The 24157-nt window shown below is 72.5% G+C and carries 22 protein-coding genes and 1 pseudogene; 10 read left to right on the forward strand and 13 right to left on the reverse strand.

The annotated features are described in order from the left end of the window. Positions 1–149 precede the first annotated feature (149 nt). On the forward strand, positions 150–665 hold the full coding sequence (locus ACZ3UD_RS28945; protein ID WP_465593939.1) for an RNA polymerase sigma factor: 516 nt from the start codon (positions 150–152) through the stop codon (positions 663–665). Between the two features lie 88 nt (positions 666–753). Further along, positions 754–1650 carry an alpha/beta fold hydrolase gene (locus ACZ3UD_RS28950; protein ID WP_465593942.1) on the forward strand — a complete coding sequence of 299 codons (897 nt, stop codon included), beginning with the start codon at positions 754–756 and terminating at the stop codon, positions 1648–1650. Here ACZ3UD_RS28950 and ACZ3UD_RS28955 read toward each other — a convergent pair. The 6 genes from ACZ3UD_RS28955 to ACZ3UD_RS28980 all read right to left on the reverse strand — a co-directional run bounded on the left by ACZ3UD_RS28955 (position 1636) and on the right by ACZ3UD_RS28980 (position 12180). Next, positions 1636–2124, reverse strand: coding sequence for a hypothetical protein (locus tag ACZ3UD_RS28955; RefSeq protein WP_465593945.1), 489 nt, complete (start codon positions 2122–2124; stop codon positions 1636–1638). The genes ACZ3UD_RS28950 and ACZ3UD_RS28955 overlap by 15 nt on opposite strands. A gap of 141 nt (positions 2125–2265) precedes the next feature. After that, the gene (locus ACZ3UD_RS28960; RefSeq protein WP_465593948.1) at positions 2266–3708 is read right to left on the reverse strand and encodes a glyceraldehyde-3-phosphate dehydrogenase; all 1443 of its coding nucleotides are present in this window, start codon (positions 3706–3708) and stop codon (positions 2266–2268) included. Between the two features lie 205 nt (positions 3709–3913). Then, positions 3914–5191: a TIGR02679 family protein gene (locus tag ACZ3UD_RS28965; protein ID WP_465594215.1), complete on the reverse strand. Its 1278-nt coding sequence runs from the start codon at positions 5189–5191 to the stop codon at positions 3914–3916. A gap of 2 nt (positions 5192–5193) precedes the next feature. Continuing rightward, positions 5194–9315, reverse strand: a complete 4122-nt coding sequence (locus ACZ3UD_RS28970) for a TIGR02680 family protein (RefSeq protein WP_465593951.1) — start codon at positions 9313–9315, stop codon at positions 5194–5196. Further along, positions 9312–10583 carry a TIGR02678 family protein gene (locus tag ACZ3UD_RS28975; protein WP_465593954.1) on the reverse strand — a complete coding sequence of 424 codons (1272 nt, stop codon included), beginning with the start codon at positions 10581–10583 and terminating at the stop codon, positions 9312–9314. Before ACZ3UD_RS28975 ends, ACZ3UD_RS28970 begins: the two co-directional genes overlap by 4 nt. Next, positions 10576–12180, reverse strand: a complete 1605-nt coding sequence (locus tag ACZ3UD_RS28980; RefSeq protein WP_465593957.1) for a TIGR02677 family protein — start codon at positions 12178–12180, stop codon at positions 10576–10578. The genes ACZ3UD_RS28975 and ACZ3UD_RS28980 overlap by 8 nt, the downstream gene beginning before the upstream one ends. Before the next feature lie 149 nt (positions 12181–12329). On the opposite strand from ACZ3UD_RS28980, the gene ACZ3UD_RS28985 reads away from it, so the two are divergent. From ACZ3UD_RS28985 to ACZ3UD_RS28995, 3 genes and pseudogenes are all read left to right on the forward strand, one after another. Then, positions 12330–12797, forward strand: a complete 468-nt coding sequence (locus ACZ3UD_RS28985) for a GreA/GreB family elongation factor (protein WP_465593960.1) — start codon at positions 12330–12332, stop codon at positions 12795–12797. Positions 12798–13269: 472 nt separating this feature from the next. Beyond that, on the forward strand, positions 13270–14199 hold the full coding sequence (fdhD, locus tag ACZ3UD_RS28990; protein ID WP_465593963.1) for a formate dehydrogenase accessory sulfurtransferase FdhD: 930 nt from the start codon (positions 13270–13272) through the stop codon (positions 14197–14199). Continuing rightward, positions 14200–14339 (forward strand): annotated as a pseudogene (locus ACZ3UD_RS28995) (LysR family transcriptional regulator); the annotation flags it as partial. Positions 14340–14408: 69 nt separating this feature from the next. On the opposite strand, the gene ACZ3UD_RS29000 reads toward ACZ3UD_RS28995, so the two are convergent. Genes ACZ3UD_RS29000 through ACZ3UD_RS29015 form a run of 4 tightly spaced genes read right to left on the reverse strand, consistent with a single transcriptional unit; the run spans position 14409 to position 17173 of the window. Further along, complete coding sequence (locus tag ACZ3UD_RS29000) at positions 14409–14876, reverse strand: hypothetical protein (protein WP_465593966.1); 468 nt, start codon at positions 14874–14876, stop codon at positions 14409–14411. Next, complete coding sequence (locus ACZ3UD_RS29005; protein ID WP_465593969.1) at positions 14873–15265, reverse strand: hypothetical protein; 393 nt, start codon at positions 15263–15265, stop codon at positions 14873–14875. Before ACZ3UD_RS29005 ends, ACZ3UD_RS29000 begins: the two co-directional genes overlap by 4 nt. 10 nt (positions 15266–15275) lie before the next feature. Beyond that, a complete protein-coding gene (locus ACZ3UD_RS29010; protein WP_465593972.1) occupies positions 15276–16853 on the reverse strand; it encodes a hypothetical protein in 1578 nt (525 codons plus the stop codon). Positions 16854–16855: 2 nt separating this feature from the next. Further along, positions 16856–17173, reverse strand: coding sequence for a WXG100 family type VII secretion target (locus ACZ3UD_RS29015; RefSeq protein ID WP_465593975.1), 318 nt, complete (start codon positions 17171–17173; stop codon positions 16856–16858). A gap of 323 nt (positions 17174–17496) precedes the next feature. Between ACZ3UD_RS29015 and ACZ3UD_RS29020 the strand changes: the two genes are divergently transcribed. Next, positions 17497–17898 (forward strand): DUF6269 family protein, encoded by a 402-nt coding sequence (locus tag ACZ3UD_RS29020; protein ID WP_465593978.1) that lies wholly within the window; start codon positions 17497–17499, stop codon positions 17896–17898. On the opposite strand, the gene ACZ3UD_RS29025 is transcribed toward ACZ3UD_RS29020, so the two are convergent. Continuing rightward, positions 17865–18113 carry an acyl carrier protein gene (locus ACZ3UD_RS29025; protein ID WP_465593981.1) on the reverse strand — a complete coding sequence of 83 codons (249 nt, stop codon included), beginning with the start codon at positions 18111–18113 and terminating at the stop codon, positions 17865–17867. The two genes, ACZ3UD_RS29020 and ACZ3UD_RS29025, sit on opposite strands and share 34 nt — an antisense overlap. Positions 18114–18902: 789 nt before the next feature. Here ACZ3UD_RS29025 and ACZ3UD_RS29030 point away from each other — a divergent pair. The 4 genes from ACZ3UD_RS29030 (at position 18903) to ACZ3UD_RS29045 (ending at position 21919) form a co-directional block, all read left to right on the forward strand. Further along, a complete protein-coding gene (locus ACZ3UD_RS29030; RefSeq protein ID WP_465593984.1) occupies positions 18903–19724 on the forward strand; it encodes an ATP-binding cassette domain-containing protein in 822 nt (273 codons plus the stop codon). After that, the gene (locus ACZ3UD_RS29035) at positions 19721–20377 is read left to right on the forward strand and encodes a hypothetical protein (protein WP_465593987.1); all 657 of its coding nucleotides are present in this window, start codon (positions 19721–19723) and stop codon (positions 20375–20377) included. The genes ACZ3UD_RS29030 and ACZ3UD_RS29035 overlap by 4 nt, the downstream gene beginning before the upstream one ends. Before the next feature lie 176 nt (positions 20378–20553). After that, a complete protein-coding gene (locus ACZ3UD_RS29040; RefSeq protein ID WP_465593990.1) occupies positions 20554–21102 on the forward strand; it encodes a sensor histidine kinase in 549 nt (182 codons plus the stop codon). Positions 21103–21154: 52 nt separating this feature from the next. Continuing rightward, positions 21155–21919 (forward strand): response regulator, encoded by a 765-nt coding sequence (locus ACZ3UD_RS29045; protein WP_465593993.1) that lies wholly within the window; start codon positions 21155–21157, stop codon positions 21917–21919. Between the two features lie 136 nt (positions 21920–22055). Here ACZ3UD_RS29045 and ACZ3UD_RS29050 read toward each other — a convergent pair whose 3' ends face one another. After that, on the reverse strand, positions 22056–22730 hold the full coding sequence (locus ACZ3UD_RS29050; RefSeq protein WP_465593996.1) for a response regulator: 675 nt from the start codon (positions 22728–22730) through the stop codon (positions 22056–22058). 92 nt (positions 22731–22822) lie between these two features. Further along, a complete protein-coding gene (locus ACZ3UD_RS29055) occupies positions 22823–24097 on the reverse strand; it encodes a sensor histidine kinase (protein ID WP_465593999.1) in 1275 nt (424 codons plus the stop codon). Between the last annotated feature and the right edge of the window lie 60 nt (positions 24098–24157).

Genomic DNA, 24157 nt, shown 5'->3' on the forward strand with positions numbered 1-24157 from the left:
GCGCCCCCACCCGCACCCACCCCCCCCCCCCCCCCCCCCCCCCCCCCCCCCCCCCCCCCCGGCCACCCACCCTCCCGAAAGCCCCCCACAACAGACACCCCCCATCCGGTACCGTCCAGGCTGGTCCGACGACGCCAACGGGGGGCGGGATGACGCAACACGACCACGAGGAACTCACCACTCTCGTCCGCGCGGCACAGCAGGGTGACGCCCTCGCCCTCGACGAGCTCCTCTCCCTGCTGATGCCGTACGTCGGCCGGGTCTGCGCCCCGATCGCCCTCCAGGACGCCCCCGACGCCACCCAGGAGGCGATGATCGCGATCGTCCGCGGCCTGCGCCAACTCAAGGCGCCCGAGGCCCTGTTCGGCTGGGCCCGAACGATCGCGGCCCGCGAGGCCGTCCGCCTCGCCACCTGCCGGTCCCCACCGCCGACAGCCCCCGCCGACCAACCCGACGACCACGACCCCGAGTTGGCCGCCGACATCCAGGACGTCCTGGAACGCCTACCACCCGACCATCGCGCCATCCTGACACTCCGGCACATCGAGGGCTTGGACGAGAAGTCCGTCTCCGAGGTCCTCGACCTCCCACTCGGAACGGTCCGTTCACGACTCTTCCGCGCGCGTCACGGCTTCCGCACCGCCTGGGGCACCGAACACCGCTGATCCCGAAAAAGGCCCCCACCCCACGGATTGCAACCCCCTCTCCCGCCCTCTCCTCTCCTGACAGCCCCCTTCAGGAAGGAGCCCCCTGATGACCGACCCCCGCCCGCTGCCCGACCTTCCCGCCCTGCCCGACCTTCCCGGCGTACGCCACCACCACCTCGACGCCGACGGCGTCCGCCTCCACCTCGCCGAGGCCGGCCAGGGCACCCCGCTGCTGCTCCTGCACGGCTTCCCCCAGCACTGGTACGCCTGGCGGCACCTACTCCCCCTGCTCAACGGCGAGTTCCGGCTGCTCTGCCTGGACCTGCCCGGCTTCGGCTGGTCCGAGGCGCCCCGCCACGGCTACACCACCGACGATCGCGCCCGCCTCGTACTCGCCGCCCTCGACCGGCTCGGCCTGGACCGGGTGGGCCTGGTCGGCCACGACTGGGGCGCCTGGACGGGCTTCGAACTGGCCCTGCGCGCGCCGGAGCGGTTCACCGGCTTCCTGGCGCTCAACATGACCCACCCCTGGCCGCGCCAACGCGCCCTGCTCGGCACCGCCTGGCGCTTCTGGTACACCGCCCTGCTGGAGTACCCGGGCATCGGCCGCCGGGTCGTCCGCCACCGCCCCGGCCTGCTCGCCCACCTGCTGCGGCGCGCCACCAGCGCCGAACACCCCTGGCCCGCCGAAGAGTTGGCCGGGTACGTGAGCGCCGGCAGCACCCCCGCGGCGGCCCGCGCCGCCGAGCGCCTGCACTGGGGGTTCGTCGTCCGCGACATCCCGCGCCTGGCGCTCGGCCGGTTCGGCAAGCGCCGGCTCACCGTCCCCACCCTGCTGCTCGGCGGCGAGCAGGACCCGGTGATCCGCCCGTCCCTGCTCTCCGCGGCCGGCGCCCCCGCCGACGACCTGCGCGCCGAAGTCCTGCCCGGCTGCGGCCATTTCCTCCCGCACGAGCACCCCGAAGCGGTGGCCGAAGCCGTCCGCCTCCTACTGCGGCGATGAGAGTTCCGCCACCCGCGACTCCAGCCGGTCCAGCAGCACCTCGCCGCGCCGCTCGGTGAGCCCGCCGAGGAGTTGCTGCACCGGCCCGGCACCCGGCACCCGCAGGCTGCCGAGCAGGGCGAAGCGCGTCCCGTCCCCGTCCGGTACGGCCGCCATCCCGCCCAGCAGCACCCTGCTCTGCATCAGGCACCAACCGCTGCGCAGCACGATCTGGAACCGCTCGCGGTGACCGACGACGCTCACCGCGAGCCCCTCCAGCCGCCCCCCGCCCCCTGAAGGCCCGACCTCGAAGGATCGCAACCCGCTGATCAGGCCCGGGAGTTCGCCGGACAGGTCACTGGCGACCGCCCACACCCGGTCGAAGCCCGCCGCAAGGCGCCGTTCGGCGAACAGCGGCCGCCCGGCCCCGGCCGCCGCGAGCACCCGCAGCCGCCGCACCGGGTCCAACTCGACCGTCGGCCACCCGTCCGCCATCCCCGCCCCTCCCACCGCACGACGCCCACCGCACGAAGCTCATCGAAGACGGTACCGGCCCGGCCCCGGAACGCCGACGGGGCGGCGACCAACCGGTCACCGCCCCGCCGGAACTACCCAACGAACATCCCAACCGGTGGATCAGACCGCCGGGGCCGGGAAGGTCGGGTACTCGACACCCGAGATGTACTGCACGACCCGCACGACCTGGCACGAGTAGCCGAACTCGTTGTCGTACCACAGGTACAGGATCGCGTTGTCGCCCTCGACCTTGGTCGCGCCGGCGTCCACGATCGAGGCGTGGCGCGAGCCGATGAAGTCGCTGGAGACCGCGTCGGGCGAGTCGGTGAAGTCGATCTGGCGCTTCAGCGGCGAGGTCAGCGAGATGTCCCGCAGGTAGTCGAGGACCTCCTCGCGGTTGGTCTCGCGCTTCAGCTGCAGGTTCAGGATCGCAATGGACACGTCCGGCACCGGCACGCGGATCGAGCTGCCGGTGATCTTCGCCTTGAGGTCCGGCAGGGCCTTGGCGACGGCCGAGGCGGCACCGGTCTCGGTGATCACCATGTTCAGCGGCGCCGAGCGGCCACGGCGGTCGGCCTTGTGGTAGTTGTCCAGCAGGTTCTGGTCGTTGGTGAACGAGTGGACGGTCTCCACGTGGCCGCGCACCACGCCGTACTCGTCCTCCATCGCCTTCAGCGGCGGGACGATGGCGTTGGTGGTGCAGGAGGCGCAGGAGATGATCTGCTCGTCCGGCTTGATCATGTCGTGGTTGACACCGTGCACGATGTTCGGCACGTCGCCCTTGCCCGGGGCGGTCAGCACGACCTTGGCGATGCCGGGGCGCAGGTGCTTGGACAGGCCCTCGCGGTCACGCCACTTGCCGGTGTTGTCGATCAGGATCGCGTCCTTGATCCCGTACTCCGTGTAGTCGACCTTGGTCGGGTCGTCGGAGTAGATCACCGTGATCTCGTTGCCGTTGACGACGATCTTGTTGTTCGCCTCGTCGACGGTGATCGTGCCCTGGAACTGGCCGTGGATCGAGTCCCGGCGCAGCAGCGAGGCGCGCTTGACCAGGTCGTCGCCGCCGCCGTTGCGCACGACGATGGCCTTCAGGCGCAGGCCGTTGCCGGAGGCCTTCTCGATCAGCAGGCGGGCGACCAGGCGGCCGATGCGGCCGAACCCGTACAGCACGACGTCCTGCGCGGACCGGCGCTCCAGCTTGTTCTCACCGGTGGCACCGGCGACGGCCCGGGCGGTGAACTCCTCCACCGACAGGCCGCGGTCGTCCGCCCGGTAGGTCGAGGCGAGCATCCCGAGGTCGATCTGCGAGGGGCCGAGGTCCAGGGTGGTCAGCGCCTGCAGGAACGGCATGGTCTCGGTGACCGAGAGCTCCTCGCCCGCGATCTGCCGGGCGAAGCGGTGCGTCTTGAGGATGCTGACCACCGACTTGTTCACCAGGGACCGGCTGTGGAGCAGGACGGTGACGTCCTTCTCCCGGTGCAGCCGCCCGATGATCGGGATCATCGACTCCGCGATCTCCTCGCGGTTCTTCCAGTCCGTGAACACGTCGTCGTTGACAGTCACAAGTCCATCTTTCGAGCTGAGGGTGTTGCCCACATGGTAGCTTCGCCCGCTCCCGCCCCAACGGCCGGTCCCTCCTCCGACCACCTCACACCACCCTCCCACCTGCGTTTTCCCCCGCCGCCCCGCCCCCAAAGGTGATCACCGCCACGCCCCCCACCCAACAAGAGCCGACCCGGGTGGGGTTCGTCACGCCCGTCATCACTCATCAGAGGGAACCAGCGGGCCCGCTTCCCCGCCCGGTAGAGGGAGGGCACGCCAGGTCGGCGAGCAGATCCTCCAGGACCAGCTCCTCCTCGATGCGCCGGCCCGAGGCGAGGAGTGCCGGGCTCAGGTCCGGGTCCCAGGGCGCTTCGGCGGGGATTCCGACGAGGGCCGCGGTGCCGGGGTGAGCGTCCCGGGCGGTGCGGTAGTCGGCGGCCGTGTAGCGCCACGGGATCCACGGGACGTGGGCGAGCAGGCGGGTGGCGATCCGGATACCGCCCCAGTCGAAGTCTCCGTGGTAGCGGAAGGTCCAGCCGGAATCGGCGTAGAGCGACAGGAGGCGTAGGGCGGCCGTACTGGGCTGGCCCTGGAGGCAGACCAGCGGGGCACAGTCGGGGCCGAGCCGGTCGGCGGCGGCCAGGACGACGGCGGGGTTCTCGCAGACGTACGCCGTGCCGCCGCGCGGCGGCCGGGGTGCGTCGTGGACGAGCTGGCGGAGCGTCAACGCCATCGGTTGGCCGACCGACCCGAGGGCGTCGAGGGCTCGTCCGGTGGCGGTGGTGCCGTCGCCGGGCAGGCCGAGGACGAGGACCTGGGAGGAGAGTTCGTCGAGCAGGAGTCCGGCTGCCGCCCAGGCGTCGCGCCGTGCTTGGGCGCCCTCGCCGGGCGGTGTGCCGGTGAGCGCCCGGACGGCGTCCAGGGTGAGGGTCGCCAGGGGGCCCTGGTCGAGGGCGTGGGCGTCGCCGGTGTGTTCGGCGGCGAAGGTGCTGAGCGAGCAAGGCGCCGAGACGGGCAGGTGGGGAAGCAGCCGAGCGAGACGGACGAGCAGCGGTGCGGCTTCCTCGGGGGTGTGGACCAATCGGCGGACCAGGCCGGTGGCGCGCAGGGAGGCGTACCAGTCGGCGAGTTCGGGTCGGGCGGCCACCGCGGATTCGAGCGGGGCGAACGCGCCGGCCCAGGCCCGGGCCAGCCAGTCGGCCGTCTCCTGCCTGGGAATGACCGGCCCGGTGAGCGCGACGACGGCGGCGGCCAGGCCGTCCGGGCTGGCCCCGCTGTCGCGCAGTACCCGGTCGACCGCCGTCAGCGACACGGACAGTGAGCGGCCGGGGCGCGGGACACGCCCCAGGAGCCGGGCCACGGCAGCCCGTTCGGCATCAGCCGCACCGGTGAGGGTGACGGTGCCGTCGAGCGACTGACCCGCCTCCATCCGTCGGCGGGCGCGGTCCAGCAGCCGGGCGAGTTCGGGCGTGCCGATCAGGCGTTGAAGTCGGGGAACGTCCATGGTCAAGAGAACACGCTCTCCTGCCGCGGGCCCGGCACCTCGCCGTCCTCCACGCGCGAGCGCCGACGGCCGTCCCATTCCCAGCGGGTGACCAGCACGGCGGCGATCTCGTCGACCCGGGAGAGCTGGGCGATGGCCAGCCCCGGCACCTGGGGGTAGCAGCCCCACTCGCGTTCCGAGGTCATCACCACGTCCAGGTCGAAGGCCGCGAGCAGGCCGAGGGACTTGGCGCGGGAGTCGTCGTCCACGCCGGCGAACGCCTCGTCCAGGGTGACCAGGCGCGGCGCGTGCGGGTTCCCGGCCGAGGCGTAGTGCGAGGAAGCGGCGGCGAACAGCGGCAGCGACACGGTCAGCACCCGCTCACCACCCGAGGCCGGGCCGGTGGCGGACTGCCACTTGCCGTGCTGGTGGCGCTCGATGCCGAACTCGTGCCAGGAGCGGTAGTCCAGGGCGGTGGTGAGGTGTTCCAGCCAGGTCCCGGAAGGGTTGTCGGTACGGGCCCGCTCGATCTGGGCCTGGAGGAACTCGCCGAGCGCGGTCCGGTCGGCGGTGGTCCAGGCATCGGAGGACTGACGCAGGAGGCGCTCGCGGGCGGCGGCCAGACCGCCGGGGGCGTTGCGTGCGGGACGCCACACGAGCCGCAGCAGCATGCCGGTGCTGGTCGGACGGTGCTCGAGTTCCCCGTTCATCCGCAGGACCTGGTGCTCGGCGGCGCTGACCAGTTCCTGGAGGGTGCCGGCGACCTCGGTGATCAGGTGGTTCTCCAGGATCTCCTGCTCACGGGCGGAGAGCAGCTGCTGCCGGTCCGCGACCTCGGCGGCCAGGGCGGTGGCCAGCTCGGGGACGGACCGCTCGCGGCCCTGGAAGACGATGTCGACGACCAGACCGACCTCCAGCATCCGGGCCGCCGCGGTGTGCCCATGGCGGGCGAGGGCATCGGAGAGCTCCTTGAGCTCCTCGGTGATCCGACGCTGGACTCGCTCCCAGGCCGGGTCGGCGTCGTCGACGGACTCCAGCTCACGCTCGACGGCCCGGGCGAGGCGGACGGCCGGCTCGGGGGCCCAGGAGTCGCCGACGTGCTCCTCGGCGAGCTCGGGCAGAGCGACGGCGAGCAGCCCGGTGGCGGCGAAGCGGCGCAGCGCGTCGATCGCCTCGGCGCGTGTGCGGGCGGTGTCCTCGATCTCGGTGCGCACCCGGGCCCGGAGAGCGTCAGCAGCGGCCTGACGGCCGATGGCGGCGCTCTGCGCCTGGCGGGTGGCGCGCTCGCTGTCCTCACATTCCCGCAACGCGGCTGCCACGTTGGCGAGTTCGCGCTGCAGCTCGGCGACGGCGGCGCCGACGATCGCAGCAAGCGTCTCGTGGCGCTCGCCTGCCGTCACGGCCTCGAGCCCCGCCTCGCGAGCGCGCCCGGCCAGGTCGGCGGCGTGCTCGGCGGCGCGGCCGTGGTCAACCTCCTCGGCTGCCAAGGCGGCCCGGGCGGCGCGGGTCTCACGGACGGCCGGCCAGAGTGCGGCCAGGACCTCCCGGTAGGAGGCGAGCGCCTCACGGGCCTCGCGCAGCCCGATGCCGGTCGGGGGAAGGGCGAGTTCCTGTGCCAGGGCGTGCAGTTCGTCGGTGGCCTGCTCGGCGAGGACGACAGCCTCCGCCGCCGCCCGCTCAGCCGTCGCACGGTGTTCGGCGGCTCGGGCGTGCTCCCGCTGGGCCGCGACCGCGGCAGCGTGTGCACCGCGCAGGGCAGATTCGTCCGGCAGCGCGGCCTGTTCCGCCGCCAGGGTGCGGACCTCCGCTTCCATACCCTCGAAGCGGACCGCCAGATCCTCCGACCGGGTTTCGAGCAGCCCGAGTTCCGCGCCGATCACGGCCATCCTGGCACGCCGGGCCTGTTCGCGGGCGCCCTCGCCGAGGTACTCGGCGGCGGGCTTGGACCAGGCGCCGGCGAGCGCCCCCAGGCGGAACCTCCCGTCCAGACCGATCCAGCTGCCGGCGCCTGGCAGGTCCCCGTCCGGGTGGAGCAGGCCGATGCCGTCGAGCAGTCGGACGACCAGTTCGTCGGACAGCGCGGCCGCACCGGGGTCGGCACGGTCCACCGCCGGGCGCAGCACGGTGCCCAGTGACGGGCCGTCCACCGCCGGACCGACGATCGCCAGGGTGTCCCAGGTGTCAGCCGCGGCCACCGTACCGTCCGGGGCGACCCAGGCGTCCAGCAGGCCGGATGCCTCCAGGGCCGCTTCGAGATCGGCCGCCTGCTGCTGCGTCAGGCCTTCCGTGAAGTCGACCAGATGCCAGAGCGGTGCACCGGGGCGGCCCTGCCGGGTCTCGGGTGAGCGGGTGTACGGGGCCCGCGGGCCGCGCCGGCCACCGGCCTGCAACTCGGCCAGCTCGACCCGCAGCCGCCCGCGGCGCTCGGCCACCTCCCGCTGCTCGGATTCCAAGGCCGCGCGGTGTCGGGCGAGTTCGGCGCCGACGACGGAGGCTGCCTGCTGCGCGGCCGCCCTGGATGGGTCGACGCCGACCAACGTCCCTGTCCACTCCGCCAGTTGGTCGAGCATTCCCTCGACGTCGGCGGGGCGGAGCAGCGCGCACGCGGCGAAGTGCGCGCGGACGGCGCCGAGATAGTCCCGACCTTCCTGCGCCGTGTTCTCCTCGGCCTCGGCCCGCAGCTCGGCCCGGTGCGCCAGTTCGCCGTCCGCGTCCTCCAGCCGGCGGCGCGCCCGGTCCAGCTCTCCGACGGCACCCTGCGCGGTCGCGACGTGCTCCTCGACCAGGGCGATCGAGCGCTGGCGGCGGTCGGTGAACTCCGCTGCGTTGCGCTGCGCGGTCTCGGGCGTCTCACCCTCGCCGAGCGGGCGAACGACCCGGTCGGCGTGTTCCCGCTCCAGGCCTGCCGCCGTCGCCGTCGCGCCGGCCCGGTCCAGTGCGGCCTGACCGACCCGCTCGGCTGCCTCCGCGCGCGACCGCGCGGAGCCCAACTTGGCGGCGCCCCTGTCCAGTTCTCCCTCGGCCCGGAGACGGTCCGCCTCAGCTCGTTCGGCGTCCCGCGCGGTGCGCTCGGCCAGGGCCGCGGCCCGCTCCAGCTCCCGGGCGCTGCGCATCTCCGGGCCGGCTCGCAGGGCTTCGTCCTTGGCTCGCAGTCCGGTGCGCTGTCGGTACAGGTCCGCCAGCCGGGTCTCAGCCTCGACGAGTGCCGTTCCGGCGGCCTCGAAGTCCTGCTCCGCGGTGTTCAGCTCGGCGCGCAGTGCCTCGTACCGGGAGTGCTGTGCCCGGGGAGCGCGGGCCTTGCGTCGGGCGGCCACCCGGGCGTAGCGGCGGTAGTGCTGGAGGAACGCGCCCGCGGCGCGCTCGGCGGCCGTCATGACCGCCAGCTGCTCCTTCTCCTCGTCCAGTGATCGGAACGCCTCCGCGACGTCGGCAACCACCGCCTGGTCCATCGGCGGCAGCGACTCGGTCAGGGCCTGGGAGAGCGCCTTCTCGCTGGGCCGCTTGGACAGCTGCGGCTGGCGCAACTGGATCAGCAGGTCGACGAGCGCCGCGTACCGCTGCTCCCCGAGGCCGAACAGGGCCTCGTCCACCGCGCGCCGGTAGGCCTTGGCCGAGTCGTACAGCAGGCCCCGGCCGTCCAGCGCCTCGGCCAACCGGTCCCGGCCGATCGCGGCGCCGGTGGAGTCCACCAGCCGCAGCTCCGGACCGATCCGCCGGTCGGTCACGAAGTACCAGTGACGGGCGATGCCCCGGCCGCTGACCGCCTTCAGGCCGCAGCCGAGTGTGGTGTACTGCGCGCCGCCGCCCTCGTCCAGGCGGCCGAACTCGATCCAGGTGTATCCGAGCCGCTCGGGGTGCGGATGCTCGCCGCCGAGCAGCAGGTTCCACTCCATCCGCTTCTTCGGGTCGGCGTCCGGCTCCACCCGGTGCGGGGAGAGGTCGCCGTCGAACAGGAAGGGCAGGGTCAGCGCGAGCACCTTCGATTTGCCGGTGCCGTTGTTGCCGCGGAAGAGCAGCCTGCCGTCGCGGAAGTGGAACTCCTCGATGTCGTAGTAGAAGAGATCGACCAGGCCCACCCGCAGCGGCTGCCAGCGGGCTCGGCCGGGCAGTGGCAGCGGCAGCCGCTTCTCGGCGGTGGTGTTCATCGGGTCCTCGCGCCCTTCGTACGGCCGGCAGTCGTCTTCGTGTTCTTCCGGGGAGCGCTCCGGCCGGGTTCCAGCAGAACGGCCTCGCCGACTCGATAGCGGTCCAGGGCGGGCCTGGAGCGCGCCAGCGCGGTACCGTCCGGAGCCTCCGCGCGCTCCAGCAGCCCGAGCGCGACCAGTCGCTCCACGGCCTGCTCGGCCAGCTCCGCCTCGGCTCCGGGGGCGGTGGCGCTCCGCCTCCAGAACCCCGCGTGCTCCTGCGCCCAGCCGGCGATCTGCCGTTGCAGCTCGGCCAGTGGCACCGGGCCGCCCCTTCCGGCGAGGTATTCGGCCACCAGCAGGGCCACATGACCGTCGGTGCCCGACTCCGGCATCCGCAGGTCCGTCAGGTCGTCGTCCGGGTCCACCATGGCCAGCCCTTCCGCCCTGACCTCCGGGACCAGGCCGGTGAGTTCGCCGATCCGCCGGGTCAGCGCGCCGCGCTGCGAGGTGAGGTAGGCGCTCTCGCTCTCGGTGAGCCCGTCCAGGTACATCACCGGGTCGTCCAGCAGGCGGCGGGTCAGGCTGTGCCGCAGCGCGCGGTTGCGCAGTTCGTCACTGTCCGGCAGGACCTCGGCGTTGAGTTCGGCCAGGCGTTCCTCGAAGCCGTCCGCGCGTACGGTGCTCGGACCGCGCCGGGACACGAGCAGGACGGCGAGCACCCGGCGGTCCACGTCGTACAGGGCGTCCCCGGCGGACTTCAGGAAGGCCTCCTCGTCTCCGGCGACCTTGGCCAGCACCCCCCACTCCAGCAGCAGCCGGACCACGGCCACCAGATCTGTGCGCTGCTCCCGGTCGGCGAGCGTGAACGCCACACCCGCGGCGTCGAGCGCCGGATCCGCCGCGGCGAGCACGATCTGCTCCGCCAGCCGCCCCAGCGCGATCTGGTGCTCGGCACGTTCCAACACCGCCAGGCACAGGCAGACCAGGACGTAGCGGCGCCGCGAGAACGGCAGACCGATGCGATCGCGGGCCGGATGCGTGGCGTCGTCAGCCCGGCCCGGAGTGCGCCGCAGCCGGGCCACCTCGGAGTCCACCAGCAGCGGCCAGCCGGTGTTCCGCTCGAACCAGGCGCGCAGCTCCGTCGCATGCTGCCGCACCAGGCGGAACTCATCGGATTGGGAACCACCAGCCCGCAGCAGCGGTCGGCGCAGTAGCGCCCGCGCGGCGCGCCGCACTTCGGCTGCGCGCTGCGCCGCGAGGGCGTCCCCCAGGCGGTGATCAGTCACGGTCAGCTCCCACCGGATCGCGTTCGCTCGCCAGGTCGGTGACCTCGACCAGGTGTTCCGGGCCCCACAGCACACCGTCGAGGGTGTGGATCTCGGCGATCCCGCCGCCCGGCACCCTGGTCAGCCTGATCTCCATCGTCCCGTCGTTGGTGGTGGTCGAGACCGACTCCGTGCCCGGGCGCCAGGCCGACAACGCGTCGCCGAGGAGCAGCAGGAACAGCCGGAAGGCCTCCCGATCCAGTTCGTCCAGGTCGCTGAGCCGCACCTCGCCACGGGTGGCCAGCCGGGCGCGGACCGCCGCCGTCTGTTCGGCCTGCTTGCGGGCCAGCTCGGCCAGGTACGCCTTTGCCTCGCCACGGTCCTGCACGGCCCGGGCCCGGCCGCGCCGCTCGTACGAACCGGTGCGCCGCAGTTGCGGGCTGATCCGCACGCCCGGCGCGTCGCACCAGGACGTGGAGACGGGAACGGGGTCGTTCTCCCGTTCAGCCAGGGTATCCTGATCGACCGTCAGATGCCGGGCTGAGTACATCCCGAAGGCCGAGCGCCACAGGCGGTGCCGGGCGTCGTCGTCGGGCGCCTCGGCGAACCATCGGGCGAGCTCGCGGAAGTCCGCCGACCGGTCCGATCGGCCGGCCCGGCGCTCGTTCAACGCCTGGATGACACTGAGCAGTTGGGGAATCGCCTGGCGGGCGGCGGAGCGTAGCAGCTTGGCTTGGGAGCTGCGGCCCGGCACACTGAGGAACCAGGCCCGCAGGCCGTCCCAGCGACCGAGCCAACGCCGCTCCGCCGCCGTCAGTGCCTCGGCTGCCACATCCGGGGCCGCATCGGCTGCCTCACGCTCGGCGGCCAGCCGCAGCAGCGGCCCGATCCGCCCCTCCTGCTGCGTGCCGAGGCTCTCCAGGAGCTGCGCGATCTCGGCACCCCGGGTCACCAGGTCCTCGATGAACCGCTCCAGGTAGTCGATCAGTCTCTGCTTGTAGGCGAGGAACACCTCGACCTCGGCCTCGTGCAGATCAACCGTCCGCTGGAGCGAGTTCATGAAGGCGCGCGCGTTCTCAGCCAGCCCCGAGAAGCGGTCCACCAGGGCAAGCATCGCGAGGTGCGTCACGGCCGGGTCCGGTTCGTCCCGGTCGGCCAACGCCAGCAGGGCCCGCAACTGCACGACGATGTCGGTGAGGGCGACCGCCTGCAACTCGCCGCGTCGGCCGAGCGCTTCGTCGTACGCGCCCAGCGCCTCCTCGGCGGCCTCGCCCTCACGCGTGAGCTGATAGATGTACCGGGACCGGTAGAAGTCCTCCAGCGCCGTGACCCGGCCGGTGTCGGGATCGGCCCGCAGATTCCCCCACTTGGCCAGCCGTTCCAGTGCGATGGCCACCGCCTCCAACGACGGCCGGCCCTCGGGCGAAAGGCCCAGGTGGACGTCCTCAGGGCGCAGGTGGACGGTGAACTCCTGCTTGGCCCGGACGAACACCCCCATCACCTGGCGGTAGAGCTCACAACCCTCGGTGGTGAGATGCGCGAACGGCCGGTATCGCTCGGCAGCTCGAACGGCGTCGCCGACGGGTGGGCTCGCACTCGGGTCGTCGGGGCTGATCATGGGCCTCATTGTGCCGGAGAGCCGTATCTGCCGAACGGCTTTGGCGGAACCGAGCGCATCCCGGCCGAGGATTTGCCGGGGGCGCGGTGGGGTGGGGTAATGGGAGGCGGCCGGTGTTCGAGCGTTCCGTAGAGACCCGGGAGCTTGCCATGAGCGGTGGGCCGGAACCGATCAGTGCCGAGGGGCTGCGTGTCGTGCGGGAGGAGCTGGCGCAGCTGCGGGTGGAGCGGGGGGAGGTGGCCGCGACGCTGCGGGGCGAGGAGCCGGTGGGGGACCGGGCGGATGCGGCGGACGAGTTGCAGCGGGCGTCGGAGGTGACGCGGTTGGATCGGAAGATCGCGGAGTTGGAGGGGCGGTTGCGGGAGGCCGAGGTGGCCGGGGCGCCGTCCACGGATGTGATCGGGGTGGGCTCGACCGTCACCGTGCGGTTCGCGGACGGTGAGGAGGAGACCGTCGAGATCTCCGAGGTGGCGGAGGAGCGGGAGCTGACCCTGGTGACCTACGACAGCCCGTTCGGGAAGGCGCTTCTGGGCCACCACGCCGGGGAGACGGTGAACTACGAGACGCCCGGCGGCGCGGCGAGCGCGGTCGTCCTGGCGGTGGGCAACGCGGCATAGCCGCTCGAGCGGGTATCCCCGATCGCGCGATCAGGGATACCCCGCAGTTCGCTTTCCCGCCGCCGACCGGTACGGCCGGCGGCGGACGGTGGGCGGCGCGCCGGGCCTGGCGCGCCGCGCCGGGCTGCCCGCTCGTCTGCGGGTGGTCTGCGGGCCGCCCGCCGGCTCCCGGAGACCACCCCTGGCCGCTGCACGCCACAGCGGCCTACCTCCGCCTTGCTCTACCGGAGCACCACCTCCAGTGGCTTCCTCACCCCGCTGCTGCTCGCCGGGACCTCCGGCCACGCCTCCTGCCCGGCGCTGCTGGCGGGCACGGCGGTCGTGGGCCTGCTCTGCCTGGCGGTGACCGCCGCGCACAGCCGCCGCCACCTGCCCGGACCGGACCACCGCCCCCCGCCGCCACCCGAGGCCGCGGAAAGAGCGAGGATTCATCCATACAGTCCGGACCGACACCACCGAGGAGCCGAGGACGATGGGCCGAGTGACCGTACCGCGCAGGGTGCTGCGACTGCGCCAGGGCGTGCCCTCGCACCGCCCCGACACCCTGGCCGCCGAGGAGCCGATGGAGATCCGGGTCGGCGGGCGCCCGCTGACGGTGACCATGCGCACCCCGGGCAGCGACTTCGACCTGGCGGCCGGTTTCCTGGTCAGCGAGGGCGTGCTGCACGCCGCCGACCACCTGGCCGGGATCCGCTACTGCGCGGGGGCCACCGCCGCCGACGGCAACACCTACAACGTGGTGGACGTCGTGCTCGCCCACGGCGTGCCCGCCCCGGACGCCTCGCTGGAGCGCAACTTCTACACCACCTCCTCCTGCGGCCTGTGCGGCAAGGCCAGCCTGGACGCGGTGCGCACCACCGCGCCGTGGAGCGTCGCCGAGGACGGGCTGCGCGTGACCCCCGCGCTGCTGTCGGCACTGCCCGAGCGGCTGCGGGCCGCCCAGAAGGTCTTCGACAGCACCGGCGGCCTGCACGCGGCCGGCCTGTTCGACGCCGAGGGGCGGCTGCTCTGCCTGCGCGAGGACGTCGGCCGGCACAACGCGGTGGACAAGGTGGTCGGCCACGCACTGCGCGAGGGCCTGCTCCCGGCGCGAGGCACGGTGCTGATGGTCAGCGGCCGGGCCTCCTTCGAGCTGGTGCAGAAGGCCGTGATGGCGGGCGTCCCGATGCTCGCCGCCGTCTCCGCGCCCTCCTCGCTGGCGGTGGACCTGGCCGAGGAGAGCGGGCTGACCCTGGTCGGCTTCCTGCGCGGCGACTCGATGAACGTCTACACCCGCGCGGACCGCATCGACACCGACCGCGTCGGCCCTGTCCACCTCGACCCTGCCCGCCTCGACCCTGCCCGCCTCGACCCTGCCCGCCTCGACTCCGCGCACAGCGGTACCGTCCCGGGGGCCGAGTAGATGCTCTTCCGCCAGCTCGAGTACCTGGTCGCCCTCGCCTGCGAGCGCCACTTCGCCCGCGCCGCCAGGCCTGCCACATCTCCCAGCCGGCCCTGTCCGAGGCCGTCCGCAAGCTGGAGGACGAGCTGAAGGTGCTGCTGGCCGCAGAATACGGCTGAGCCGTCACCGGTTGGGGGTGGGGCCTGGCCCCACCCCCAACCGGTGACGGCTCAGCCGACGTTGACGGTGAACTGGCGCCTGGTCTGCTCCGGACCGCCGGAGAACGTCATGCCCTGGACGTCGCGGTGGCCGACGTGCAGGGTGACGGTGGTCCGGCCGGGGTTCGGGGCGGCACGGAAGACGAAGTAGTAGTGGCCGCCGGAGTCCGAGCCGATCGCACCGCCCAGATTCGCCAGACCGACGCTCCGGACGTACTCGTCACCGACGGTCTGCACCACCGCGGGGTCCGGGGTCGGGTCGGTCATGGTCCAGACGTCGCCCCACACCCGGTGGGCGCTCACCTCGACCGAGAACAACTGGCCCGGCTTGACGAGAAGTTCACCCGAGGTCGCGGTGAACACCGTGCCGTGGTCGAGCTTGCCGGTGGTCATCTTGTGGATCGCCACCGCGCCCGCCGCACCCGCGACGGCCAGCAGGACGACCGCGACGAGGAGGATCCGCTGCCACTTCTTCTTCACGAGTTCGACTCCCGGTTGGTTACGCGCAGTGCCAGTACGGCGGCGACGGCGTCGAGCCATCGGGCGACCAGCCGGTCCCCCGCCGGGTCCCGCACGACCGTGGCGGCCGCCGCCAGCCAGCCCCGGGCCACCGCGGCGGCCGGGCCCGGCAGGGGTTCGGGCAGCTCGGCCGCGAAGGGGGTGCCACCGGAGCGGACCACCTCGCCGAGGAAGACCACGGCGCGCGGCAGCACGCCGAGCCGGTCGGCGGTGATCGCGGCGGCGACCGCGCCGTCGCCGAACAGCACGGAGCGGACCACGCCGGGGGCGGGCAGGCCGAAGCGCAGCAGGACCTCGATGTCCATCTCGGCCAGCCGGTCGTCGCTCAGGGGTTGGTGGTTGGTGCTCAACTCTCAGGCCTCACTTGGGCATGCGGACGCTGTCGGCGATGGGGAGCTCGTCCCCCTGGGTGGCGCCCCCCAGGTGGTTGTGGATGAAGTCGTCCTCGCTGACCCAGACGGTATAGCCCCAGGGGTTGTAGATCTCCAGCTGGTCGCCCCGGTGTCCGATGATCATCATCTGGTGGCCGTCCGGGATGAACTTGTCGTTCTTGACCGAGATCGGGACCGGCTTGCCCTGGTCCACCGACGACTCGACCTGGGCCAGCACGTCCTTGCGCTGGTCCGCGTCCCCCAGGTCCACGTTCTTGTAGCCGGCCCCGGTGTGGTCGCCGATCTCGGAGTTGGCGATGTCCTTGGACTCCCAGTCCCACATCCCGTCCGCCCCCAGGTGCATCCAGGAGCGGGAGTCGTAGACGCGGTTCGTCTCGTTGTCCCAGCGGTCCTTGGCGGCCTGCCCGTTGTCGTACTTCGGGTCTCCGGGGTGCCCACCGGTGGTGAGCTGGAAGGCGAACAGCGGATCGACCATCGCCCGGGCGGTCACGGTCGAGGCGGCCACGCAGGTGTTGTGCTGGCCCTGGTCCCACGCCACGCCCCCGTAGCCGGTCCCGTTCTGGCCGGGCGTGGCCGAGTCCAGTTGCACCGGGGAGATCCGCGCCGCCAGCCAACCGGGATCGTCCGCGTGATCGTGGATCTGGTCGTCGAAGGCCTTGATCTCGTCGTAACCGTGCCCGGCGGCCAGCGCCTTCATCAGGTAGGCGCGCTCCTCCGGGGACTTGCTGCCGGCCAGCAGCTGGTCGAACCGGGCCCGGTCCGCGTCGCTCATCTGGTCCATCAGCTGGGCGGCCCGGGTGGCGTTGGCCTCGGTCAGGATGGTGCCGTCCCCCTGGTTGCCGCCGACGAAGGCGTCGACCAGGACCAGCTTGTCCTCCGCGCCCAGGCCCTTGTTCTTGAACTTGCCGGCCAGCGCCTTGTCCGCGATCGCGTTCAACTCGCGGGCGGCCGTCCGGCCCGCGTTCTCGGCCTTCACCGCAGCGTCGTAGATCGACTTGATGCCGTCCTTCGCCTTCGCGTGGGCGCTGTGCATCTTGTCGTCGTCCCAGTTGACCGGGTCCGGCGCCCCACCGATGGTGATGTCGTGCAGCAGCTTCAGCGCCTCGCTCAGCGGCGCGGCGCCCTGGCCGTGCAGGGTCTGCGCCTCGCTCAGGGCGGTGGACAGCGTCTTGAGCTGCTGCCGGCCCTTCTCCATCGCGTCGCGGCAGCGCGTCAGGTCGTCGGCGGAGGCCTTGACCACCTCGGCGGCCTTCTCGCCGACCTGCCCGGTCCAGGCGTCGGGCAGGTGCTGGGAGCTGACCTTCGCCACCTTGATCTGGATCTGGTCCAGCTGGCCGACCGCCTTGTAGTAGGCGGCGGCGAGGTCGCCGACCTTGCCGGAGTCCCCCTTGGGGGCGGGCAGTTGCAGGGCGTCGTGGACGGCGTACTTCAGGTCGCCCGCACCCCACATGCCGTGCGACTCGTCGATGGTCTTCTTCAGCGACTCGGCCTGCTGCCGCTGGGTGCCCGGGTCGGTGCCGAGCGGATTGAGGTCGTGGTCAGGCACGGTCAGGCCCCCGGCTTCTGGTACTGCTGCTCGACGCTGCTGTCCGTCTTGGCGTAGTTGGCCGCGGTGGTGTGCACCTTGCCCCCGAGGTCGGTCAGCGCGTCGAGGTTCACCCCGAGCTCGTCCTGCCAGGCCGACCAGAAGGCCTTGGCCGCGTCACCCGCGTACTCCCCGAGCACCGCCGGGTCCGACATGTTCAACTTGCCCAGGGTGTCCTTGACCGAGCGGACGTCCTGCCCCGCCGCGATCAGCTGGTCACCCGCGTCCCCGAGCTTCTCCGGATGCGCACCGAACCCCGTCCCGGCGCCCTCGCTACCCATGCTGTTCCCCCGATTCCCCGTCATACCGTCCGAAGATCGCCGGTCAGCATAGCGGCAGTTCCGCCGCCTCCCACCAGGGAGGACGGCGCAGTGGAGGGGCGTGCGCACAACCCGTCGGATCTGTACGGAACGGGCACAGAATCGGGGGGAAGTCTTGGGGAACCCGGGACCCGGCCGTGCCGACGAGCGCCGGTGCGGCGTTCGGGGATTTCGCGACGCGCCGTCCCAGTAGAGGTTGGATCAAGGTGCCTTATAGGCCGGCTGACGATACCGGTCCGAACGGGGATCACACCAGGGACAAGCGCCGCAATCCAGGAGGAGCTATGGACGACGACCGGCTCGGCCCCGTTCGGATCCCCCACCCGCTGTCCGTGCTCGACCAGATCGAGCAGGACCACGAGGCCGAGGAATCGGCCCACCTCCAGTCCTCCGACATCCATTGGGGAGAGGTCCTCGCCGCGTACATCGACGTCCTGACGGAGCTGATCACCTCGCAGGCCGAGGGCGACGACCCGGGCGAGCGGTCCGGCGAACCGGAAACGGCGTGTGAAAGAGAATCGAAACGGCCCCCCAGCCCGGTGATCACCACTCTGCGTGGGCCAGTCTGCCCCGACATCGCCATCCCGCCCTCTCCGTCTGCTGTTCCGGCCGTGCCCTGCCCTGCCCTGCCCTGCCCGTACGATGTCGCCGATTACCAGCCGGCAGCCTGGGAGACGACCTCGTAAACACCCTTGAGGTTCACCATGCGGGCCAGCTCGGACTGGTCGATGGTGACGCTGAACTCCTTCTCCAGCTTCGCGAGGATCTTGATCGAACGAAGCGAGTCGGCGGAGTGGTCCTCCTTGAAGAGGCTGGTCTCGGTTACCTCGTCCTCCTCGATTTCGAGAATGTCGCAGACGATCTCCTTGATCTTCTGAACGTTTTCGTCGTACGAAGCCATAATGGGTACCCTTCCTTTTCGGCGCGGCACCTCTGGCCACTACCCCGTTTTCTTCCGGAGATCTTTCTAAGGCACTCCCGTTGAACCCGGCAATCCCGGTTGCAGAAAGCTGCCAAGTCTGCCGGCGGGGAATGACAGCCTCCTGCCCCGCGGCTACGCCGCGGCGGGAAGCCCGGCGGCGGACGGGGCCGTCCGTCGGCGAGGTGCCGATCGACGCCGCCTCCCGGCACCGACCAGTCCGGAGGCCACACCTCCGGCACGGGCGACGAACTCTGCTTCCAGCGGTTCGCCCTCGGCTGCGAACTGACCGACGAGGACACCCCGGTACGGCCGCTCACCCGGCTATGGCTGCGCGCCATCGGCGTCGACCTCGACACCGTCAAACAGGCCGAGCACACCGGCCGGCGCGCCCGCCGGACCACTTGAGCCGGGCGCGGCAGGGCATCGCACCAGGCCCGTACGGCGGGCCACGAACGGCAGATCCACCGGCGCAATCTGGCGCACATTCCGCGCGCTCTGAATTCACGGTTCCAGCATTTTCACAAAGGAAAGGAGGACAGAACCAGCTCCGACTGTCCCGCAGTTCACTCTCCGTCGCACACCCGGAAGAAGGGGTGAACAGAATTGCGACCCTTTTCGCCGGCCTCGGCGCGTGTCATGTTGACAGGGACACCGACTCGATGCCTGACTGTAGTGGCGTGGACGCGGTTATTACAGCCGGGAGTTGAATTGTTACACTGCGAAGCCGTCTGCAAGCGCTACGGTGCGGGCCGGTGGATCCTCAGCGATGTGGACATGAAGGTCTCCGCCGGCGACGTGGTCGCGGTGGTGGGCACCAACGGTTCCGGGAAGTCGACCCTGCTGAAGATCCTGGTCGGGCTGTCGCAGCCCACGTCCGGCACGGTCTCGGCCCGACCACCGACCATCGGGTACGTACCGGACCGTTTCACCGCGCACGAACGCATCTCGGCGATCTCCTACCTCACCCACATGGGGCGCATCCGAGGCATGTCGACCTCCGCCGCCCGCTCCCGGGGAGGCGACCTGCTGGAGCGACTGGCCCTCGTCGGCGGCCCGACCGCGTCGCTGCGCACGCTCTCCAAGGGCAACGCGCAGAAGGTCGCACTGGCTCAGGCCCTGCTCGTCCGGCCCGACCTGCTCGTCCTCGACGAGCCCTGGTCGGGCCTGGACGCCTCGGCCCACAGCGTCCTGGGCGAGTTCATCGATGAAGTGGCCGCCCACGGCGGCGCGGTGGTGTTCACCGACCACCGCGAGGCGATCACCGGGACGCACGCCAACGGCGCCTACGCCATCACCGACGGCAAGGTCACCTGGCGGGGCGCCACGCAGGCCGGGAGCCCGGCCCCGATGGTGGAGCTGGTCCTGACCCCGCCGGCCACCGGCGCCGTTCCGACCGAGCTGGACTGGTACTCGCTCCCGGGCGTGGTGGACGCCGCCCGCCGGGGCCAGGGCATCGTCCTGCGGGTGACCCGGGAGCACTCGGACACCGTACTGATGACCTCGCTGCAGCACCTCTGGTCGGTGGACGCAGTGGCCAGGGCCGCGCACGACCACGGCTCCCGGACCGACGCCAGGAGTGCCGCCCTGTGATCTCCCTGGTCCGCTACATGTTCACGGTTCTGCTGCTCTCCCAGCGCTACCTCGCGCCGCTGCTCCTGTTCGTCGGCCTGGCTGCCGTGCTGACCAGCAGCGACACCGGTCCGCTCGCCGCCACCTACTCCGCGGTGGCCGGCTCCATGCTGCTGTGCTCCGCCTGGCTCACCATGGCGCTGATCGGCCTGGAGGACCCGCCGCACCGCTCGATCGTGGTCGTCAGCGCGGGCAGCCACCTGAGGGTCCTGCTCGGATCGGTCGCGACCGCCGCCGCCTGGTGCCTGCTGCTGACGGTGGCCGGTCTGGCGCTGCCGCTGCTGTTCGGGACGCACACGGTCGGCCCCGCCGATCTGGCCCTCGGTACGGAGGCGCAGCTCATCAGCGCCTTCACCGGCATGGCCATCGGGCTGGTCTGCTCCCGGCTGGTGTTCCGGCGGCAGGGCTACGCGCTCGTCGTCGCCCTGGTGCTCCTGCTGGCCGTCATGCTCGGCAAGGGCGTGTCCCCGGTCAACGTCATGCTGACCGACCTCCAGCACGCGTCGAACTCGGCGGACGTCCTGGGCTCCACCAGCGTCCTGGTCGCCGCCGCCGCGCTGCTGCTCGCGGTGGGAACGGCCGTCACTTACGCGATCGCCCTCAAGAAGAGCTGAGCCGACCACCGGGGGAACGTCCCGCGCCGGCGCCGGACGTTCCCCCGGTCACTCACGCGGCCGCCGCCGTCTCGCTCGCCGCCGTCCCGCCGGCCGTGGTGGCCCTCGACCGGCGGTTACCACCGCCCCACCGATCGCCCCAGCGCGACACCCAACAGCACTACCCCGCAAGCGCCTTGGAGGAAGAGCGGCGACGGATCCGGGACGACATCCACGACGGCCTCAGCGGCACGCTGGCCGGCATCCGGCTCCGGCTCGACACGGCGGTCTCCCGGCTCGGCCACGACCCGGGCCTGCGCCGCCTGGTCCTGGACGCGGCCGCCGAGACCGCGCGCGCCGTCGAGGAGATGCGGTCGGCCCTGCACGGGCTCGTCCCCCCGGACCTGGCTGCCAACGAGGGACTGGCCGTCGCGCTGCACCGGCTGGTCTCGCGGACCGCCAAGGCGAGCGAGGACGTGCTGCTGGTCGCGGACCTTCCGTACGAACCGCTCATGCTGGCGCCCGTGGTGGAGGCGACCGCGTACCGGATCGCGGCCGGGGGACTCGGCAACGCGCTGCGCCACTCCGGCGCCGGCACGGTGACGGTCTGCTTGCGGGCCGAGCGGACCTGTCTGGTGCTCGACGTCCGAGACGACGGTGTGGGCATCGGGCGGACCGTCGGCCGGGGCACCGGCCTGCGGTCGATGCGCAGAAGGGCGGAGGAGGCGGGGGCTTCTGCGTGGTGATGAGCGTGCCTGGTGGAACGCTGGTACGGGCCATGTTGCCGCGGGGGGAACGATGACCGTCCGGGTCTTCCTGATCGAGGACCACCCGATGTTCCGCGAGGGGGTCCGCCACGCGCTGGACGGTGCGGAGGGCATCGTACTGCTGGGCGAGGCCTCCTCGGCCGCGGACGCACTCGACCAGCTGCGCGAGCTGGACCCGGGGCCGGACGTGGTGCTGATGGACCTGCGGCTGGGCAGCGAGTCGGGCATCGACGCGACCCGGGCGATCACCGGCGGCGCCGGGCCGGTCGACGGCCCGGGCTCCACCGAGCACGGGAGCGGGCCCGCCGACGACACCGGGCGGACCGGCGGCGCCGCGGGGCCGACCGGCACCGGTTCGGCGGCACCGGGGGCCGCGACCCCCCAGGTCCTGGTGATGTCGGCCTCCGAGGAGGACGACGCCGTGGTGGCCGCGATCCGCGCGGGTGCCCGCGGCTACCTGGTGAAAGGCGTCTCGCGGGAGGAGCTGTGCCGGGCCATCACGACCGTGGCGACCGGGGCCGCGGTGTTCTCGCCCTCGGTGGCGCTGCGGTTCGGCAGCTACTTCGAGGCGATGCAGCAGGGCTCGGGACGCGTCGCGTTCCCGGACCTGACCGAGCGCGAGCGCGAGGTGCTGGACCTGCTGGCCCGGGGCTGGACCAACCACCGGATCGCCCGTGAACTGACCCTGGCGGAGAAGACGGTGCGCAACCACGTCACGCGGGTGCTGCGGAAGCTGGAGGTGGAGCGGCGCGGGGAGGCGATGGTCCGGGCGCGCTCCGCCGGGCTGGGCGAGTGAGCCGGGAGCCGGCCGCGGGCCGTCCCGGACGGACGTGCTGCGACCGGCCCCCTGTCCGGGGGCTCCTTGTCCGGGAGCTCCTTGTCCGGGGGCTCCTTGTCCGGGGGCTCCTTGTCCGGGGTGCGGCGCCGACCGGTCAGACCCGGTGGCGCGGGGTGAGTAGACCACTCTCGTAGCCGACGATCACCAGCTGGACCCGGTCCCGGGCGTCGAGCTTGTCCAGCAGGTGGCCCAGGTGCGTCTTCACCGTCGCCGCGGAGACGTGCAGCTCCTGCGCGATCTCCGCGTTGGACCGCCCGGCGCCCACCAGTTGGAGCACCTGCCGCTCCCGGCCGGTCAGACCGTCCAGTGCGGGCGGCGGACCGGCCGGTTCGGTGGCCGGGTGGCGGCAGAACTCCGAGATCAGCCGCCGGGTGACGTTCGGCGAGAGCAGGCTTTCCCCCGCGGCCACCACCCGGATCGCGTGCAGCAGTTCGGCCGGCGGGATGTCCTTGAGCAGGAACCCGGCGGCTCCGGCCCGCAGTGCCGCGAAGACGTGCGCGTCCAGGTCGAACATGGTGAGCATCAGGACCCGCACGCCCGGGCTCCGCTCACAGATCCTCCGGGTGGCCTCGATGCCGTCTGTTCCGGGCATCCGCACGTCCATCAGCACCACGTCGGGCTGCTGCTCGGCGGCCAGCTCGATCGCGGCGGCGCCGTCCGCCGCCTCGCCGACCACGGTCAGCCCGGGTTCGGCGTCGATCAGCATCCGGAAGCTGCCGCGCAGCAGCGCCTGGTCGTCCACCACCAGGACACGGACGGGCTCGGTCATACGGTCCTCCACACATTCGTCGTTCCGCCCGGGGGCGGGGTGCCCACCCGGCCGGTCCGGCCCGGCCCCGGGCGGTGTCGCGCCGGTCCTGATCAGGGCTCCTCCCCCACCGACACCGCTGTCCGGTAGGGCAGTTCGGCCCGAACGGCGAAGCCGCCGCCGGCCAGCGGTCCGGCGTCGAAGCGTCCGCCGAACAACTCCACCCGCTCCCGCATGCCGATCAGGCCGTGGCCGTGACCATTCCCGTGCCCGGCCGCCTCGGTCGGCCCGTGCCAGGTCAGGTACCTGCCGGCGTGGCCGGGCCGACGGGCGCCGCGGGCCGTGCCGGCGCCCTCGTCGGTCACCTCGATCCGCAACTCCCGCCCCTCGGCGACCAGCTCGACCCGGCAGCGGGTCGGCCCGGCGTGCTTGAGCACGTTGGTCAGGGCCTCCTGCACCACCCGGTACGCCGAACTCTGCACACCCTGCGGCACGTCGGCGGTGCCGTCGGTGCGCAGTTCGGCGGTGAGCCCGGCCGCGGTCGCACCGGCCACCAGCTCGGGCAGCGCGGCGAGCCCGAGCGCCGGCCGCAACCCGTCCACCCCGTCGGCCTCCGGCCCGGACTCGCCGGCCCGCAACACGCTGAGCATCTGCCGCATCTCGGTCAGCGCCGAGCGGCTGGCCGTCTCGATCACCCGCAGCGCCTCGCCGGCCCCCTCCGGGTGGGTGGCCAGCAGGTGATTGGCCACGCCGGCCTTCACCGCGATCACCCCGACGTGGTGCGCCACGATGTCGTGCAGCTCCCGGGCGATCCGCAGCCGTTCCTCGGTGACGGCCTCCACGGCGACCCGCCGGGCCGATCGGGCGACGTGCGCACGCCGCTCGCGGACCGCCCGGCCGAGCACCCAGGCCATCCCGGCCACGGCCAGGCCGGCTAGGTGGAGCACGAGGTCCTGCCCGCCGCCGCTCGGGGAGCCCGAGATCAGGAGCAGCACCAGCACGCCGCCGCTCACCGCCCCGATCACGGGGGTGGGCACCCGCCGGGCCGGGGTGGTGACGGCCACCTGGTAGAGCGCGAAGGCCACGGCGAGGAACGGCTCCCGGACGGCGCCGGCCACCGAGGCCACCACCGAGGCCACCGCGACCACGGCACAGACCGCGGCCGGGCGGGTCCGGCGCAGGGCCAGCGGCAGTCCCATCGCGGCCGCGAGGGCGAGCCGGACCGACCACCCGCCGTCGGAGCTCCACGCCGGGCCCGGCAGGGCCACGAAGAGCGCGGTCAGCGCCACCGCCACCAGGCTGTCGACGGCCACCAACTCGCGGCGGCGCAGCGGTCGGACGGCGCCGTCGCGGTACAGCGGTTGCCAGGTCGACGGGAGTTGGGCCATGCGCTCACCGTAGCCGTCCGGGCACGCCGACGCCTCAGCCGCGGGGATGACCGACCGTGG

It is taken from the genome of Kitasatospora sp. NPDC023118, from assembly GCF_055560875.1.